14 protein-coding genes are annotated in these 15,337 nt (G+C 39.6%); 6 read left to right on the top strand and 8 right to left on the bottom strand.

Translation table 11 applies throughout. The annotated features are described in order from the left end of the window. Positions 1–30: 30 nt before the first annotated feature. Positions 31–1,308 carry an MFS transporter gene (locus MHB69_RS06600; protein WP_034281582.1) on the top strand — a complete coding sequence of 426 codons (1,278 nt, stop codon included), beginning with the start codon at positions 31–33 and terminating at the stop codon, positions 1,306–1,308. 259 nt (positions 1,309–1,567) lie between these two features. After that, positions 1,568–1,783: a hypothetical protein gene (locus MHB69_RS06595; protein WP_024424712.1), complete on the top strand. Its 216-nt coding sequence runs from the start codon at positions 1,568–1,570 to the stop codon at positions 1,781–1,783. 152 nt (positions 1,784–1,935) lie between these two features. On the opposite strand, the gene MHB69_RS06590 is transcribed toward MHB69_RS06595, so the two are convergent. Further along, on the bottom strand, positions 1,936–2,832 hold the full coding sequence (locus tag MHB69_RS06590; protein ID WP_176967474.1) for an EamA family transporter: 897 nt from the start codon (positions 2,830–2,832) through the stop codon (positions 1,936–1,938). Positions 2,833–2,945: 113 nt separating this feature from the next. Here MHB69_RS06590 and MHB69_RS06585 point away from each other — a divergent pair, with 113 nt between their 5' ends. Continuing rightward, on the top strand, positions 2,946–3,863 hold the full coding sequence (locus MHB69_RS06585) for an AraC family transcriptional regulator (protein WP_342496096.1): 918 nt from the start codon (positions 2,946–2,948) through the stop codon (positions 3,861–3,863). A gap of 126 nt (positions 3,864–3,989) precedes the next feature. Here the strand turns inward: MHB69_RS06585 and MHB69_RS06580 are convergent, their stop codons facing one another. Continuing rightward, positions 3,990–4,166, bottom strand: coding sequence for a hypothetical protein (locus MHB69_RS06580; RefSeq protein WP_252050393.1), 177 nt, complete (start codon positions 4,164–4,166; stop codon positions 3,990–3,992). Between the two features lie 495 nt (positions 4,167–4,661). Between MHB69_RS06580 and MHB69_RS06575 the strand changes: the two genes are divergently transcribed. Beyond that, positions 4,662–5,123, top strand: a complete 462-nt coding sequence (locus tag MHB69_RS06575; RefSeq protein ID WP_008356877.1) for a YkyB family protein — start codon at positions 4,662–4,664, stop codon at positions 5,121–5,123. 34 nt (positions 5,124–5,157) lie between these two features. On the opposite strand, the gene MHB69_RS06570 is transcribed toward MHB69_RS06575, so the two are convergent. The 3 genes from MHB69_RS06570 to MHB69_RS06560 form a co-directional block, all read right to left on the bottom strand. Beyond that, positions 5,158–6,066 carry a chemotaxis protein gene (locus tag MHB69_RS06570; RefSeq protein WP_024424709.1) on the bottom strand — a complete coding sequence of 303 codons (909 nt, stop codon included), beginning with the start codon at positions 6,064–6,066 and terminating at the stop codon, positions 5,158–5,160. Positions 6,067–6,139: 73 nt separating this feature from the next. Next, positions 6,140–7,450: an MFS transporter gene (locus MHB69_RS06565; RefSeq protein WP_342496095.1), complete on the bottom strand. Its 1,311-nt coding sequence runs from the start codon at positions 7,448–7,450 to the stop codon at positions 6,140–6,142. 119 nt (positions 7,451–7,569) lie between these two features. Then, complete coding sequence (locus MHB69_RS06560) at positions 7,570–8,109, bottom strand: RDD family protein (protein WP_024424707.1); 540 nt, start codon at positions 8,107–8,109, stop codon at positions 7,570–7,572. Positions 8,110–8,411: 302 nt separating this feature from the next. Between MHB69_RS06560 and MHB69_RS06555 the strand changes: the two genes are divergently transcribed. Then, positions 8,412–8,564 carry a hypothetical protein gene (locus tag MHB69_RS06555; protein ID WP_162842519.1) on the top strand — a complete coding sequence of 51 codons (153 nt, stop codon included), beginning with the start codon at positions 8,412–8,414 and terminating at the stop codon, positions 8,562–8,564. Between the two features lie 64 nt (positions 8,565–8,628). Here MHB69_RS06555 and MHB69_RS06550 read toward each other — a convergent pair whose 3' ends face one another. Continuing rightward, entirely contained in the window at positions 8,629–9,513 is an 885-nt protein-coding gene (locus MHB69_RS06550) for a cation diffusion facilitator family transporter (protein ID WP_144496613.1), read from the bottom strand. A gap of 293 nt (positions 9,514–9,806) precedes the next feature. On the opposite strand from MHB69_RS06550, the gene MHB69_RS06545 reads away from it, so the two are divergent. Next, positions 9,807–10,976, top strand: a complete 1,170-nt coding sequence (locus MHB69_RS06545) for an aminotransferase A (protein WP_024426854.1) — start codon at positions 9,807–9,809, stop codon at positions 10,974–10,976. 25 nt (positions 10,977–11,001) lie between these two features. Here MHB69_RS06545 and MHB69_RS06540 read toward each other — a convergent pair whose 3' ends face one another. Together MHB69_RS06540 and MHB69_RS06535 are read right to left on the bottom strand one after the other, a co-directional pair. Continuing rightward, on the bottom strand, positions 11,002–12,831 hold the full coding sequence (locus tag MHB69_RS06540) for a PAS domain-containing sensor histidine kinase (RefSeq protein ID WP_034281571.1): 1,830 nt from the start codon (positions 12,829–12,831) through the stop codon (positions 11,002–11,004). A 156-nt stretch (positions 12,832–12,987) separates the two neighbouring features. Beyond that, positions 12,988–15,114, bottom strand: coding sequence for a penicillin-binding protein 2 (locus MHB69_RS06535; protein ID WP_101677255.1), 2,127 nt, complete (start codon positions 15,112–15,114; stop codon positions 12,988–12,990). Positions 15,115–15,337: the final 223 nt, after the last annotated feature.

Raw genomic sequence — 15,337 nt, 5'->3', positions numbered from 1 at the left:
AGTGGGATCTTCAGGTTAAGGAGCGTATTTATGGATATTTTTAAAAACAGAAATTTTGTTCGTCTCTTTTTTGCAGCACTTGCTTCGCAAATGGGGACAACAGTAGGCAATATGGCGTTTGCCTTTTATTTGCTCGACCATTTTAGTCATCAGCCCGCATACGCCACATTGGCTGAGCTCATGTATTCTCTTCCTACCGTCTTTGTCTTTTTTATGGTCGGTGTAGTCGCAGACCGTTTTGATCGTAAAAAAGTCGCAGAGAATTGTGATTGGATACGAGCTGGGCTGACGATTGTATTATTCATCGTTATTTATTTTAATTCACTGCCACTTATTTTCTTGATCTTGTTTATTCGAAGTGCCATTACGAAATTCTTCTATCCAGCTGAAGCTTCTCTCGTTCAGGCCATTTTAAATAAAGATCAATATGCAAAAGCCGCTGGCTTAAATCAAATGCTGTTTAGTTTATTTATGGTATTTGGCGTTGGTATTGGTGCCATTATGTATAAAACGATTGGACTTCACGGTGCCATTACAATTGATTTAGTCAGCTTTATTATTTCAGGCATCCTGATTCGTTCATGTAACATTCCAATTGAAGCGCGCCAGCCAAATGGACAAGCTGGCTGGAGAGGCATGACCATCAAAACGTCTCTGAAAGATTTTAAAGAAGGCATTCTGTATATTTTAAAAAACAAATTATTGGCTTCTTTAATTTTTGGCTTTTTTGTTTTCGGTCTTGTCAATGGCGCATTTGCCGTTCTTCCGATGTTTACAATGAAATATGGACTTTCACCGGACCATTTTGAACTGCATACATCCTTCTTTACCATTGCGATTGGTGCAGGTCTGCTCGTTGGAAGCTTAATGGGCTCTGTCCTCGCTAAGAAGGTAAAGATGCAATATCTCATGTCGATTCCAATTCTGGTCGCAGGTATTTTGATTTTTGTCCTTGGTTCTACCCATACATTATGGTTGTTTTATGTCACATCATTTGTCATTGGTACATGCATTGGCCCAGTCAACATTGTCATTGGCGGCTGGCTGCCTAGAATCGTCCACCCTCGCCTGATGGGCCGTGTGTCAGGATGGGTTGATCCGCTTACTATGTTTGCTCAATCAATGACATTAGGTCTGATTGCTGTATTGTTTCCAAAACTCATTACAAATGTTTCTTATATTTATTACGGAATGGGCTTTATTATTTTACTCGTCTTCCTTTTTTACTTCATTACACTGCCAAAATTCAGCAGAGAAGCTGCCGACTTAGATGTGCAGCGTGAACTAAAGGGTCAGGGAGTTCAATAAGTAAATAGCAAAAAGGACTTTCTTTTCAGGAAAGTCCTTTTTGCATGGCTGAAACATCCTTCATGTCATTTCCTCTGCCCATAGAATCTGTTTGAAGCATGCATAAATAAATCACATATACCTCGCTTTACTAACGCCTCCATCCATTTAGAACCTCTCGTTTTGTTTTGTTGATCCATTTTTTCTTGTTTTTCACAATAAAATTCCTTTACATCATTAAACGTTTTATAGTAGGATAGTCAGGTTGGAGGTGAAGGAAATGCTAAAAAGTTACTATTTTATTCATACAAAGAATGAACAGGGACAGTTTGTTGTACATACAGAAGATTGTGCATTTTTAGGTGATGCTGCAAGCCGTACATTGATTGGCATGCATATGAATGGGGAAAGCGCCATGGGTGAAGCCAAACAAATGACGAATGAAACTGACTTTAATGGTTGTTTTTATTGCGCTTATTCTATTCATACAAAATAATTCATCTGCTTACATCATATAAAAAAATATCATTTGAGAAACTACCCATTTTAATAAATAGGTAGTTATCATGAACTAATAGTTCACTTTATTTATATTTCATTCAGTCAATTCTTCTTATCATTCCTTCTATTGTTCAACACCCATCCCTCTCATTTTTTCGGCTGATACAATGCCAAGAATAAAATCATATAGACAATACAAGCTGTCCCTATCCATTGGAAAAGTCCGAATGGCTCTTTTAACCAGAAAACAGTCGTAACGACTGCTGCAAGGGGCTCAACACTTCCAATTAAGCTCGACTCTTTTGGTGATAAGTATTGCAAACTTTCTATGTAAAACCAAAAAGCGATCATCGTTCCAAATATGACCACAAATAATAAATAGACATACGCTTCAAAAGGTAAATGAGTGAGATTAACCTTCCATGGGGGATGGATCAAGCTAAGGGCGCCTCCTCCTATCAGCATTGCCCAGCCGACAATCACTAGAGAGTCGAATTGTTTTAACAGGTTAATTGGATATAACGTATAAAACGAGAGCGCCACAGCCGATAATATTCCCCAAATCACTGCCGCAAATGGAACGGTTAATGTTGAAATAGAACCATTCGTCAATAAGAAAAACATACCCGCTAAAGCCAATACCACTGTGACCAGATCTCTTCTAGTGAAGGTTGATTGCCTGCGAATGACCAAATACACGATAATCATAACAGGGGCAGTATACTGCAGCAGCGTTGCCACAGCAGCATTTCCATGTTGAATGGATGCCATATACGTATATTGAACAGACAGCATCCCCATTAGCCCAAATAGAAGGATTTGCATCGCTGTCCTCTTCTTTTGCCACACACCCATCAGATGTGTTTTTTCTTTTGTCATCACATGAACAAATAAAAGCAATCCCCCTGAGATGAGCAGCCGGACCGTCACAAGCCAATCGACATCAATCCCATATTGCTGAAACAATTTTTGTGAAATCGTTCCTCCTACACCCCAGCAGATGGCGCCTATGAGTACAAGTAAAATGCCCTTTCTCCTATTCATTTTCATTCTCCTCAATTCTCAACAAATCATGATAATATAGTTGATAGTAGTTCAATTTGTTACATATTGATATATGAATTGAACATAAAAATAAAAGAATATTGAGGAGAATCATGCACAACCATCATTTTCTGATTGACTACAACCTGAAAGAATTAACGGAGCATTCCACGACAGCATGGCCTATTGCTCTTTATCATACGAAAATTCGTCATCATAGAAGCGGCTATATTCCTCTTCACTGGCATGACGAGTTTCAATTTGTCTTTATTTTAGAGGGTGAGACTGAATTTCATATCAATGAAGAGACATTATATGTAAAGCAAGGAGATGGCATTTTCATCAATAGTGGCTGCCTGCACATGGCAAAAGATGCGAATGGGACGGCATGTACTTATGTTTGTTTAAATGTCTCTCCCTACTTCATCACAGCGAATGAATTATTCACCACTTTTGTCCATCCTTATATGCATGCGAGCCAGACACCTTATATTTTACTCAACCGAAAAGATCACTGGCCAAAGCAGATTTATCAATGTATTCAAACCATTCAACAATTAATTGATGAAACTCCAGTCTATTATGAACTTGAACTCAATATTCAGCTCATCACCATTTGGAAAAGCTTATTACAAAATGGCTTCCAAATGAAACATGATGCGCGTAAACACGATAAAAATGAACGGATGAAACACATGCTGAATTGGATTCATCAGCACTATCATGAAAAGATCCTTCTCCAAGATATTGCTCGTGCAGGACAGCTTAGCCGCTCAGAATGCTGCAGATCCTTCAAAGACATTTTAAAGAAATCACCTATGCATTATGTAAATGAATATAGAATTCAGCAAAGCCTCATCCTGCTCCAAGAAACGGATCTCAATATCACAGAAATCGCCTACCAAGTAGGTTTCAACAGCACAAGCTATTTTATTAATTTGTTTAAAAGAATAAAAAATACGACACCTTTAGCATATAGAAAATTAAAACAGACTGATTCTCTTCAGATTAAACGGGTAGAAGAAAACTGATGACAGATAGTGTGTTTGCTAAAATGAAGAAGGTGTTTAAACCCATCATAAATAACTATTGAAAATACAAGCAATGAGAATGGCTTAAATTTCAATGCCCTCGACGAATGCAGACTAGGGCATTTTTTATTGCTGTTTTTGTTCTTTTAGTTTCTTGAAAATCACAAATTGATATACTCCAAATAATGCGGTTAGGATCATAATTGCTGTAAATAATTGATCGACTGGAAGCAAGAAATATACGACAATAAAAGATAAAAGCAAAACAAAATAACCTATATTGAACGCTTTTTTGAATGTCATGATATTACCTCCTTTTTACAATCATATCACGTTTTAACTAACCGAATAACCAAGTTTATCCAGTTAAAGCCCCTATCCATTTATGGACAAAAGCTTTACTTGTTTTAACGCTTTTCGAGACTGTTCCTCTGACATCTCCTTTATGCTGTCAATCTAATCTAAAAATTTACCGTTCACAGTTTACGACATACTCATGCGACTATACTGATAAGCAAAAGAATAGTGCAGACCTTCTAAAAAATAACCCTCAAATGATTCATAACTTATATACTTACTATATAATCAACAGAAATAGAATCAGTTGAATTTGTTGAAGAGGCGGATTTATAAATTTTGGGGAAGTTGAGAAGGATTCAAACACACAAAAATTTTTAATCCTCCCTAATCCCTTTATACCAAAGGTTTTCTTTTTACAATAACTCTATTTGCAATTTACTAATAAAAACGTATAATTTATACTAAGCACAGGAAGACGAAAGACAAAGGAGAGAAAAAATGGACGATTATGCTCATACTAAAGACATAGAACCTACAGCAGAAAACATCGCAAAAGCCATTTATACTGTTAACCGCCATGCTAAAACCGCACCAAACCCCAAGTTTCTTTATCTTTTGAAAAAACGCGCGCTGCAAAAACTATTGCAAGAAGGTAAAGGAAGAAAAGTGGGCCTACATTTCTCTAACAATCCCAAGTATAGTCAACAACAGTCCGACGTGCTGATTGAAATTGGAGATTATTATTTTCACCTGCCACCAACGAAAGAAGACTTCGAATTTTTGCCACACTTAGGAAATTTAAATCAATCATATCGCAATCCGAAAGCGAATATGTCATTAAACCGAGCAAAGCAAATACTTCAAACGTATGTCGGTTTAAAAGAAAAACCTGCCGCCACAAAACAAAAATCACATTACACAAAGCCCGTCTTCAAACGACTCGGGGAAAGTTATTTTTAAACAAAAAAACCACTCATACCGAGTGGTTTTTTGTTTAGATAATAAAATGATCGACTTTTTCAATCAGCTGATGAATTTCTGGTTTACTGATTTGATCATCTGCCCCGATCGTTTCCCCTTTATGACGCAAATCTTCAGTGATTAACGAAGAGAAAATAAGAATCGGAATGGAATTTGTTAAAGGATTGTCCTTCAGCAGTTTTGTTAGCCGGTGGCCATCCATTTTAGGCATTTCAATATCCGTAATAATCATATCAATTTCTTCTGTGACACTGATTCCTTTGCTGACAAGGTCCATGACATGATCATATGCCTGTTTGCCATCTTCAAAGGTCACAATGTTTTTATAGCCTGCTTCGGTTAATTCATTTGTTAATAAACGCATGAGAAGCGGAGAATCTTCAACGACATACAGCTTCTTCCCTGTTCTTCTCTCGTCTTTCTCACCGTCAAACATATGATACGTATCAACACCAGAAGCGGATTCAATATCATAAATGATTTTTTCGTAATCTGGAAGGAAAATCATTTTTTCATCAAGCTTAATGATGCCCGTTAAATGACGGTCCATCCCTTGATTGAGTGCAGTCGGCTTCTCAATCTCTTCCCAGCTGACGCGGTGAATTTGTGATACCGTTCCTGTATGGAACACAAATTTCCGTTGGTTGAATTCAGTCACAATATATTTCTCTTGTTCTGACTGATCTGACTCGACATTAAAAAAGGAAAATAGATTGATGACTGGTAAAATCTCGCCTCGTAAACTAATCATCCCTTCTACATCTTGGTGAGAGTGCGGTACAACCGTCACCTCAACCGGCTGAATGATTTCTCTTACTTTCATGACGTTAATGCCGAATTGATTTGCACCAATTTCAAACTTCACAATTTCCAATTCATTGGTACCAGAGTCAAGTAAAATTTCTTGTTTGTTTAAAGCCACGGAAATCCCTCTATTCTTCAATATAAGATTGTACTTTTTATATCGGCAGCATAGGTAAAAAGTTGACGTTTCTTTACGCTTTCTCTCGAACGAATTGATGAATCACAAGTCCTATCGCTGCAAGGATGAGCAAAGACCCTAGTGCAAGGCGGCTTGCGAGATTTCCGTGCTCTGCAAACAGCAGGGTAACTGAGCCATAAATGATCGGCCCGATAATGGAAGATACCTTCCCTGAGAATGCAAAGAGGCCAAAAAACTGTCCCCTTTTTTCCTTCGGTGTCAGTTCAATAATCAAGATTCGTGATGCCCCCCAGCTTGCGCCAAGTGAAATCCCGAATAAACTGCCCGCTATCCAGAAGACCCATTCGGTTGCCGCTGTCACAGCCAGAATCAGCGCCACAATTAAAATGACATACACGACTGTAATCGATCGCTTTGCCCCTATCGCTTTTGTGATATATCCAAACAGAAAGGAGCCAATGATACTTGAAATGGTCGACACAAGATAGAGCAAAATAAATTGCCCAGCGGTAAAGCCAATGATGATTTTGGCATAAACAGCCATCATTGCAATCGCTGTTTGTAAAGCATCATTCATAAAAAAGAAAGCAATCATAAAGATAAAAGCTGGCTTGTACTTTTTCATCTCTTTAAACGTGTGAATAATCTCTTTATACCCGCTGAAAAAAGATGCCTTTTTCTCTCGCTGTGGCAGCGGATAAGGATCTTTTACAAAAAAGAGAAAGGGTAGAAAAAAGAGAAGGAATAAAAGAGCTGTCGGAATAAATGCTTCATGAAACTGGTCATTGCCGACAAGTAAATAAACAGAGAGGCCGACAAGTGTTCCTAAATAGCCAACAGCGATACCAAATCCAGAAATAAGCGGGATTTCTTCCTTTGTTCCAAGATCGGGCAAAATGGTGTCATAGAAAACAAGACTAGAATGATAAAAAAACTTTGCGATCACAAACAAGGTGACCACGACCAATAAAGAAACAGGCAGCCCAAACCATTCACTTGAGAAATCAATCCCAGCAAAAATCCCCATCAAAAGCGTACAAGCAATACATATGAACGTAAACACCGTAATGTAGCGTTTCTTTTTTCCTGTACGATCAATCAGCACTCCGTATAAAGGTGTAAAAATGACGAGAAAAAAGCTGGCTAGTGCGTTTGCATAAGAAATAAAGGTGCTGGCGATCTGGTCCATTCTCGCACTGTCCCCGATCGTTTCCTGTAAGTAAAACGGGAAGAAAATGGTGATCATGTTTGATGAAAAGATCGTATTTGCAAAATCATACAACGCCCAGGCTAACACAGGTGCTGTCAAAAACAGCCCAAAGCCTGCCCCTTTTTTCTGTGCGGTTTTTTTTCCTGTTCTCAATCGATTGTCTCCCTTCCTCATTTTCACTATCATTCTATTTTATGTGCTGTTTCCCTCATCCATACAAGCGATCTATGAAAAAAAGCACCTCTTACCATATAGAAGAGGTGCTTTTTTCATTATTTCTTCACAACAATGGTACTTGCAATCAAATCGTGAAGTGCTTGTTTTTTTTCTGTGAAAAAAGCAATGATATAGCCAATATATAAGATCGGAGACAAAAAGCCTTTTGCAAAGAAGCGGCCAGTTGCACGTCCGAATGTGACCTTTTCGCCTGTGACTTTTGTTACTTTGATGCCGAGAGCCATCTTTCCAAGTGTTCCTTGCAATTTTGATGATTCCATGATGGCGTAATAAAGCCATGTCACCACGGTACCCATCAAGATTGCCCCTATATAGAAAAAGATCAGTCCCATAATAGCTTCCCATTCCTCATCCGTTATGACGGTTGAAGAATAGTAATAACTGTCGTCATCCATCATCATTGCTGCCTCTGGGCTTGAGATAAAAAAGACTGACGCCAAAATAAACATGATAAATGCAATTGGTACACCGATAATGATACCGTCCAAAAGGTGTGCAAGAAAACGATAGCCTACACCTGCTAGCTCAGGATGCTTCTTTTCTTGAATGTGTGGTTCTGTTATGTTGGTTTCCATCCTATTTCTCCTTTATTATGTATGTTTTCTATAAATTTCTTATAATCATTCGTTATTATATCCTATGAATATAGCAAGATCAATGGAGCTTTACACTTTTACATACATTTTAGATCAGTTTGATCTAAGCGATTTATGTGAATAAATACTGAAAATTTGTGAAAATCATGGCACTTCTAGTTCTTTTACCTCCTGATTTTTTAACATTTTGTGATATTTTCGTCTTGTTTCCATTCTTCTGTTGACAATGATTCTTCAAATGGTACAATAGTCAAGGATTTTTTTAAAGAAAGGTGTTCATGATGGGAACTGTCGTATTATTAAAGAACAACGAAATGACTGTAATTGAAGATATTTGCGAGGCTGATTTTTTAGATATGAAGCATGGTTTGTCAAATGATGACACAGCTTATATCTCTTGGTATGAAGACTACGATACTGCTTATGGATATTGATTTCATTTCATAGATGAAGCGTAAAAAAAGGCGATACAACCTGAGAATAGGTTGATCGCCTTTTTTACGTTTGTCCGCTTCTTTCACTTTCAGGTTCCACATGAATAAAGATTTGTGCATGCGGAAATTCCAGCTGAATCTTCTCTTCAATTCGATCACATAATTGGTGAACATCTTCAATCGTTGTCTTTCCATCTACAATCAAATGAAAATCAATATATTCCTCGGCACCAGACCGCCTTGTTCGAAAGTCATGATATTCAATAAATTCTTGACTAAATCCTTGAATGATCGCTTCGATCGATTGTTCTTCCTCTGGTGTTAACCGAGCATCAACAAGCGGCGGAAAGGCTTCCTTCATGAGTTTAAACGCTTCACGCATAATAAAGAGGGCCAGAACCATTCCAATGATCGGATCTAGGAAATACCAGTCGGTTAATGCCACAAGCAATAAACTAAATGCCACCCCTAATGACGTAAACACATCCGTTAAAAGATGCAGTGCATTTGATTTCATGGCAACTGAATGTACTCGCTCAGCCTCTTTGTTCACAACCCTCGATACAACAAAATTGATGAGCGCGCCTAGCAGCATGACCACAATACCAAGCACAGGCAGCTTGACTGGCTCTGGATGCATTAATTTGTGAACACATTCGTATATAATCCAAATGCCAGCAACGAAAATCAGCAGGGTCTCAATCGTTCCAGAAATATTTTCGACTTTTCCATGTCCATAAGGATGTTTAGAATCTGCTGGCTTTCTTGAAATACGAACAGAAATAAATGCAATAAACGACGCCATTAAATCGAGAAACGAATGAATGGCTTCTGATAAAACCGCAACAGATCCGGTTAAAAGACCCACAATGATTTTTAAGATGACCACAAATGTGTTGCTCAGCACGGATAGGAACGCGATTTTCGATGTCTTCGCTGATTGTTCCATCTATCGTCCTCCTTTAGGAGATCGTATGTCTATGAAAGCCATTCCCATGACCCTGATTCTCATGTTCTTTCAGTTTACGCAGTTTTGCCGTTTTCTAATCATCTTCATCACAGCCTGTATTTTCTCTTGAGGTTACGCTATAATAAATGTTGCTCTTTCTTCAATATATCACTCATGCGGTGATGGATAGGAGAATAGACTACATATAACGATATCCAGTGCCTTTCGCAGGTGACATTTATGCAGTGAATGGTAAAATAGGATAAAAACATAAATTTTTAAGGTGATGAGAAATGGAGCATTTGCTGAATCCAAGAGTAAAGGATATTGAAATTTCAGGCATTCGAACATTTTCAAATCTCGTATCGTCATATGAGGATGTCGTTTCATTGACGATAGGCCAGCCCGATTTTTATACGCCGCATCATGTCAAAACAGCTGCCAAAGCAGCCATTGACGAGAATTTCACCTCATACACTCACAATGCTGGTTTCCTAGAGCTAAGACAAGCGATCCAGCATTATATCAAGAAGAAAGTGAATCTTGATTATGATGCAGAGTCAGAAATCATTGTGACGACAGGTGCAAGTCAAGCAATTGATGCTGCGTTTCGAACCATTTTAACAGAAGGCGATGAGGTCATTTTACCTGGACCTGTATACCCCGGATATGAACCGATCATTCGAATGTGCGGTGCCATGCCCGTACATATTGACACAACGAATGCCGGCTTTAAATTGAATGCCAAGCTGATTGAGGATGCGCTAACGGAAAAGACAAAGTGTGTGGTTCTTCCTTACCCTTCAAACCCGACTGGTGTCACGCTTTCAGAAGAAGAATTGAAAGAAATTGCCCAGCTCCTTGAAGGAAAAGACATCTTTATTTTATCCGATGAAATCTACAGCGAGCTGACATTTGACCGGCCGCATCATTCAATTGCCTCTTTCTTAAAAGAACAGACCATTGTCATCAATGGACTGTCTAAATCTCATAGCATGACTGGATGGAGAATTGGATTTTTATTTGCTTCAGCTCCAATTGCTAAACATGTATTAAAAGTACATCAATATAACGTGTCTTGTGCCTCGGCTGTCTCACAAAAGGCGGCACTTGAAGCTGTGACAAATGGTGTAGATGATGCACTGATCATGAGAGAGCAATATAAGAAAAGACTCGATTATGTATATGATCGGCTCATTTCTATGGGGCTTCCGGTAATTAAACCTTCTGGCGCTTTTTATATTTTTCCATCCATTGAATCGTTTGGGATGAGTTCCTTTGATTTTTGCATGGAGCTGTTAGAAAGTACAAGACTTGCGGTCGTACCAGGCTCAGCCTTCTCTCCACTCGGCGAAGGGTACGTGCGCCTGTCTTATGCTTATTCACTTGAAACGCTGAAAGAAGGACTTGACCGGCTAGAACAATTTGTACTTGAAAAACGTTCCATTCATTCGCTAGATTGAAACAACGGCTCTCTTGCCGTTGTTTTTATTTTGCAGGAAACATGATGTGAAATACGGTGCCCTTTTCAGGCTGACTATCCACACGGATCGTCCCGTTATGATTTTCTAAAATATTAAATGTGACCATGAGGCCAAGTCCGGTTCCTTTTTCCTTTGTGGTTAGAAAGGGCTCTCCAATCCGCTTCATCACCGATTCAGGAATGCCAACCCCTTCATCACGAATGGTGACAAGTATTCCATCACCTTCTGCTTTGGCTGTGATGTCTACCTTTCCTCCGTCCGGCATGGATTCTACGGCATTTTTGATTAAATTGATAAACACTTGCTTGAGCTGATTTTGATCCCCGTTCATCAGGAGACCCTCCTCTATCTCACTTGTGTTCATTAAAATGCCATTTAAGTTCGCTTGTGTTTCTAACAAGGCTGTGACTTCGCTGATGATTTTTTTCAAATCAAGCGTCTGCATTGAGGACGTTTGCTGCGGTTTCGCCAGCATTAGCAGCTCACTCAAGATAATTTCTATTCGGCTCAGCTCAGAGAAAACAATCTCGAAGTATTGATCGCGGTCTTTTGTTTTCGGTTTGATGAGCTGCAAAAAGCCTTTGATGGCGGTCAATGGATTTCTGATTTCATGTGCAATGCCAGCCGCCAATTGACCTGCGATCGATAATTTTTCAGAGCGGAGCATGAGCTCTTCTGTCTGCTTACGTTCGGAGATATCTCTTAAAATAATTTGAACCGCTGTTTCTCCAAAAAATGTAGTTGGGATACAGACCATTTCTGTATAAATCAGCTTATGTTTAAACGTATGACAGCTCATTGTGACAATCTCAGAATCTGATGCTCTTTCAATAATACGTGATAAGCTCTTTTTGACCTTTTGCTGATCACAGGAATGAATTTGATGAAAGATATCCTTTCCTATTAATTTATCGTAATGCTCGGCTTCAAATAATTTAATGCCTGATTCATTCATAAATACCCACTTGTGATCATGAATGACCGCAATCGTATCAATGGAGTTTTGAATGAGCAGCTGATACCTCTCCCGGCTTTTTTGAAGAACGGTTTGGAATTTTTTACGGGATGAGATGTCCACGAGCAGTAAAAGCTCTGCCCGCTGATTTTGATAAATCGTCGGTGATGACTTTACCTCAATATGAATACTGCTCCCATCTTGACGCTTCCATATCTGTTCAATCATTCCGACTGGAAGGCCTTGCTGCAGCCTTGTTATTCGGCTTCTGACAATGTCATGGTACTCTTCAGCAATAAAATCAAACGCGGACTTGCCGATCATGTCATCTCTTGCACTTACCCCCATTAATTGCAGCATCGCATCATTCGCATACACAATTTTCCCTAAAGTCGTAATACATAACGGATTTGGCAGCATGGCAATCAATTGTTCAGCTTCACCGACATTTTGGAAAGCCGGCAGACTGCCTAACGACTGTTCTGCTACTTTTGATGTTGTTTGAAATGCTGCTTTTTGGGGCTCAGTATCCAGCACCCTCATTTTCAGGATCATTTCTCTACTTACTTCGCTACCTAACCCATCACAAGCAACAAAATCAATGCTTGCTTCGATCCATACAGCTGTCAGATCACTTCTTAGCAGTCTAAAGTGGCAAACCTCTAGCATGTGCTGATTGTAAAAATAACTTTCGACGAGAAATTGATCTTCGGTATGAACAAAGTCTTTCAAAAAACACCCTAGTAAATCCTTTTGTTCATAAAGCAAAAGCTGCTTACAGTTGGAAGAAATGTAGAGAAAGCGGCCATTAGAAGAAAGAACGGCATGTAAATCGATGTTCGAATACAATTGATTCGAATCTTTCATTTGTTGTTCCATCGTCGTCCGACCCTCCTTTTCATTTTTTAGGGTTGTCCTTAGATTGATGTATAAAAAAGATTCGCTAGAAAACCCGTATTTTCCTTCTGTCATCGAGGGAAACGTCCATAAATTCAGCAAAAAGGGAGCACTTTCTGCTGCTGTGCTCCCTGCGGTTTATTGTTTTTCATATTTCTTTTGCAATTCAACGTACTTATCCACAATTTTACTTGGGATGTTTTTGATGACAGGATCTTTATCTGAAACATAAGGTGTCACGACACTAAAGGCTACCTCTGGATTAGAAGAAGGATAATATCCTCCAAAGGTTAAGTTGTATGTTGAATTTCCCCACCAGCTGCGGTTGGCGCCATAGTAGAAGGTTTGTGCTGTACCCGTTTTTCCTGCGACATCATGCTGACCAAACCGGCCAGCGGCAGTTCCGCCTGTTGATGTGACCATTTTCAGTCCCGTTTTTACGCGGTCAATATCTGCTTTCGAGTTGTTAATCGTATTCAGCACCTTCGGCTCATATTTTTTTACGACTGGGCCTACTTCATCATTCTTCGTTGGAAGATGAACACTTTTCACTACTCTTGGCTGAATACGGCTGCCTCCATTGGCGATCGTCGACATGTATTGCGCCACTTGAAGCGGTGTATACGTGTCATACTGACCAATTGCTTCATCAAGCAAGAGTCCGCCGACCGTCTTAGGATGCGTCTGCATCCCGCTTGATTCCTGCGGCAGATCGATCCCCGTTTTCACGCCAAGACCGAATTGCGCATAGTAGTTTCTCATTTTTTGTAAGTGTTCAGGCCTTGCAGGTAACGGACCATCCTTTTGATAGGTGATGCCCGCCATTCTCATCGCTACTTGGAACATGTAGACGTTGGAACTTTTTTGGAGTGCTTGAATGTCGTTAACCCATCCAAGAACTTTGTAAGACTGTTTCGGCTTTCCATTACTTCCTGCAAAATAGAGCGGTGTATCCATATAGGCTTGGTTGTGTGACATCCCGTCCTGATAACCGCCAAGTACTGTGGCTCCTTTGACAACAGAGCCCATTTCGTACTGGGTCGTAAATGTTCCGATCGCATAATCTGTAACGTCTCTGCCGTCCATTTTCTTGCCCGACATGGCGAGAACATCCCCTGTGTGAGGGTCCATCATGACGACAAAGGCACGATCCATCATATAGTTTCTCGCGCTGGCAGATCTAAGCTCTGATTCAACAATTTTGTCGACTTCCTTTTGCAGCTCCATATCAAATGTCAGCGCAAGATCAAGTCCTCTTCGTCCTTCTGTCCGCTTGATTTCATCGAGCAGCTTCCCGCCAACCTGTGTATATTGAACGGTCGCTTTCTCTGGGTTTAGAAAATCCTCGTATTGATATTCTAAATAGCTCTTCCCTACCCGGTCATTTCGCGAGTAGCCTCTTGCCATATAGTAATCTTCACGTTCTTTAATAATTCCTTGCTCTGGTGTCGTCACACCGCCAAGTACATTATAAAGGGTCTTTTCATACGGATATTTTCTTGTCCAGTCGTTGATGACGTTCACACCAGGCAGTTCATCAAGATGCTCTGAGACAAGTGAAATCTCTTCATATGTCAAACTCACGGATGAAGTCTGTTTTGATTCTTTCGTTTCATCGAGTAAAGCCACTTTTTCGTCCCCTTTTTTCTCTTCGTTTGGGTCCATTGCCTTCACGATTTGGGGCTCAAAGGCATATCCGCCTGTAAATCTACGGTAGATCGCTGCAACAGCTTTTTCCTCTGCATCCTTTTCGATGGCCTTGACTTCTTTCTTTGGGACACGCTCTACTTGAAGCGGATAGACATCCTTTGCATCGATATCTTTTTTCTCCGCTTTTGAAATGAGTTTATCCGCTTCTTTCGGATGACTCGCCAGCCAAAAATCCCGAATGTCACGCTCTCTCAAAAAATCAGTATCCATTTTTATATAAGTCGCAAGTTTTCTTGCTACCTTAATCTTATCCTCCGCTTTCACACCGCTTTCTGATGTATAAACGATGGCAGGCACACTTTCGTTATCAACGACGACTCTTCCTCTCGCGTCATACATTTTTCCTCTTGGAGACGGGTATGATGCTGTTTTGACCTCTGTTCGGTTGGCTTGCTTTTTATAATCTTCACCATTGACGATTTGCAGCACACCAAGCTTGATCACAAGTCCAGCAAATAAACTAAATACAGCGAAGAAAAAGAGATTAATTCTCCAGGCGTTCCGGCGCTTCATTCTTTTTTGCTCGGCAGCACCTTGATGCTGTTTCTCTCCCACTTATGTAGCTCCTCTCATCCTTTTCAATCTTTTACAATTACCACTCATTATTGTAACACTTTTGTAATAGTTGTTACAGCGAAACGAGTGAAAAAAAGCTGTCAATCCCTAATCTGCAAAAAAATATACTAACACTTTAAAATATTGGTATGTTTATGTCGTTTTCTTTAAATGGAAGAATTCCCTATCCTTTGATATGAAGCGGCTCTTACGATGACTTTAA

Source organism: Bacillus sp. FSL K6-0994 (assembly GCF_038630815.1).
GTDB classification, from domain to species: Bacteria; Bacillota; Bacilli; order Bacillales; family Bacillaceae; genus Bacillus; species Bacillus safensis.
Note: the sequence above shows the minus strand (reverse complement) of the source record. Positions and strands in the feature narration are given on the sequence as shown.

Excerpts from the sequence above, each read along its gene's own strand:
- MHB69_RS06600 (WP_034281582.1), top strand. The coding sequence starts at position 31 with ATGGATATTTTTAAAAACAGAAATTTTGTTCGTCTCTTTTTTGCAGCA.
- MHB69_RS06595 (WP_024424712.1), top strand. The coding sequence starts at position 1,568 with ATGCTAAAAAGTTACTATTTTATTCATACAAAGAATGAACAGGGACAG.
- MHB69_RS06590 (WP_176967474.1), bottom strand. The coding sequence starts at position 2,832 with ATGAATAGGAGAAAGGGCATTTTACTTGTACTCATAGGCGCCATCTGC.
- MHB69_RS06585 (WP_342496096.1), top strand. The coding sequence starts at position 2,946 with ATGCACAACCATCATTTTCTGATTGACTACAACCTGAAAGAATTAACG.
- MHB69_RS06580 (WP_252050393.1), bottom strand. The coding sequence starts at position 4,166 with ATGACATTCAAAAAAGCGTTCAATATAGGTTATTTTGTTTTGCTTTTA.
- MHB69_RS06575 (WP_008356877.1), top strand. The coding sequence starts at position 4,662 with ATGGACGATTATGCTCATACTAAAGACATAGAACCTACAGCAGAAAAC.
- MHB69_RS06560 (WP_024424707.1), bottom strand. The coding sequence starts at position 8,109 with ATGGAAACCAACATAACAGAACCACACATTCAAGAAAAGAAGCATCCT.
- MHB69_RS06555 (WP_162842519.1), top strand. The coding sequence starts at position 8,412 with ATGGGAACTGTCGTATTATTAAAGAACAACGAAATGACTGTAATTGAA.
- MHB69_RS06550 (WP_144496613.1), bottom strand. The coding sequence starts at position 9,513 with ATGGAACAATCAGCGAAGACATCGAAAATCGCGTTCCTATCCGTGCTG.
- MHB69_RS06545 (WP_024426854.1), top strand. The coding sequence starts at position 9,807 with ATGGAGCATTTGCTGAATCCAAGAGTAAAGGATATTGAAATTTCAGGC.
- MHB69_RS06540 (WP_034281571.1), bottom strand. The coding sequence starts at position 12,831 with ATGGAACAACAAATGAAAGATTCGAATCAATTGTATTCGAACATCGAT.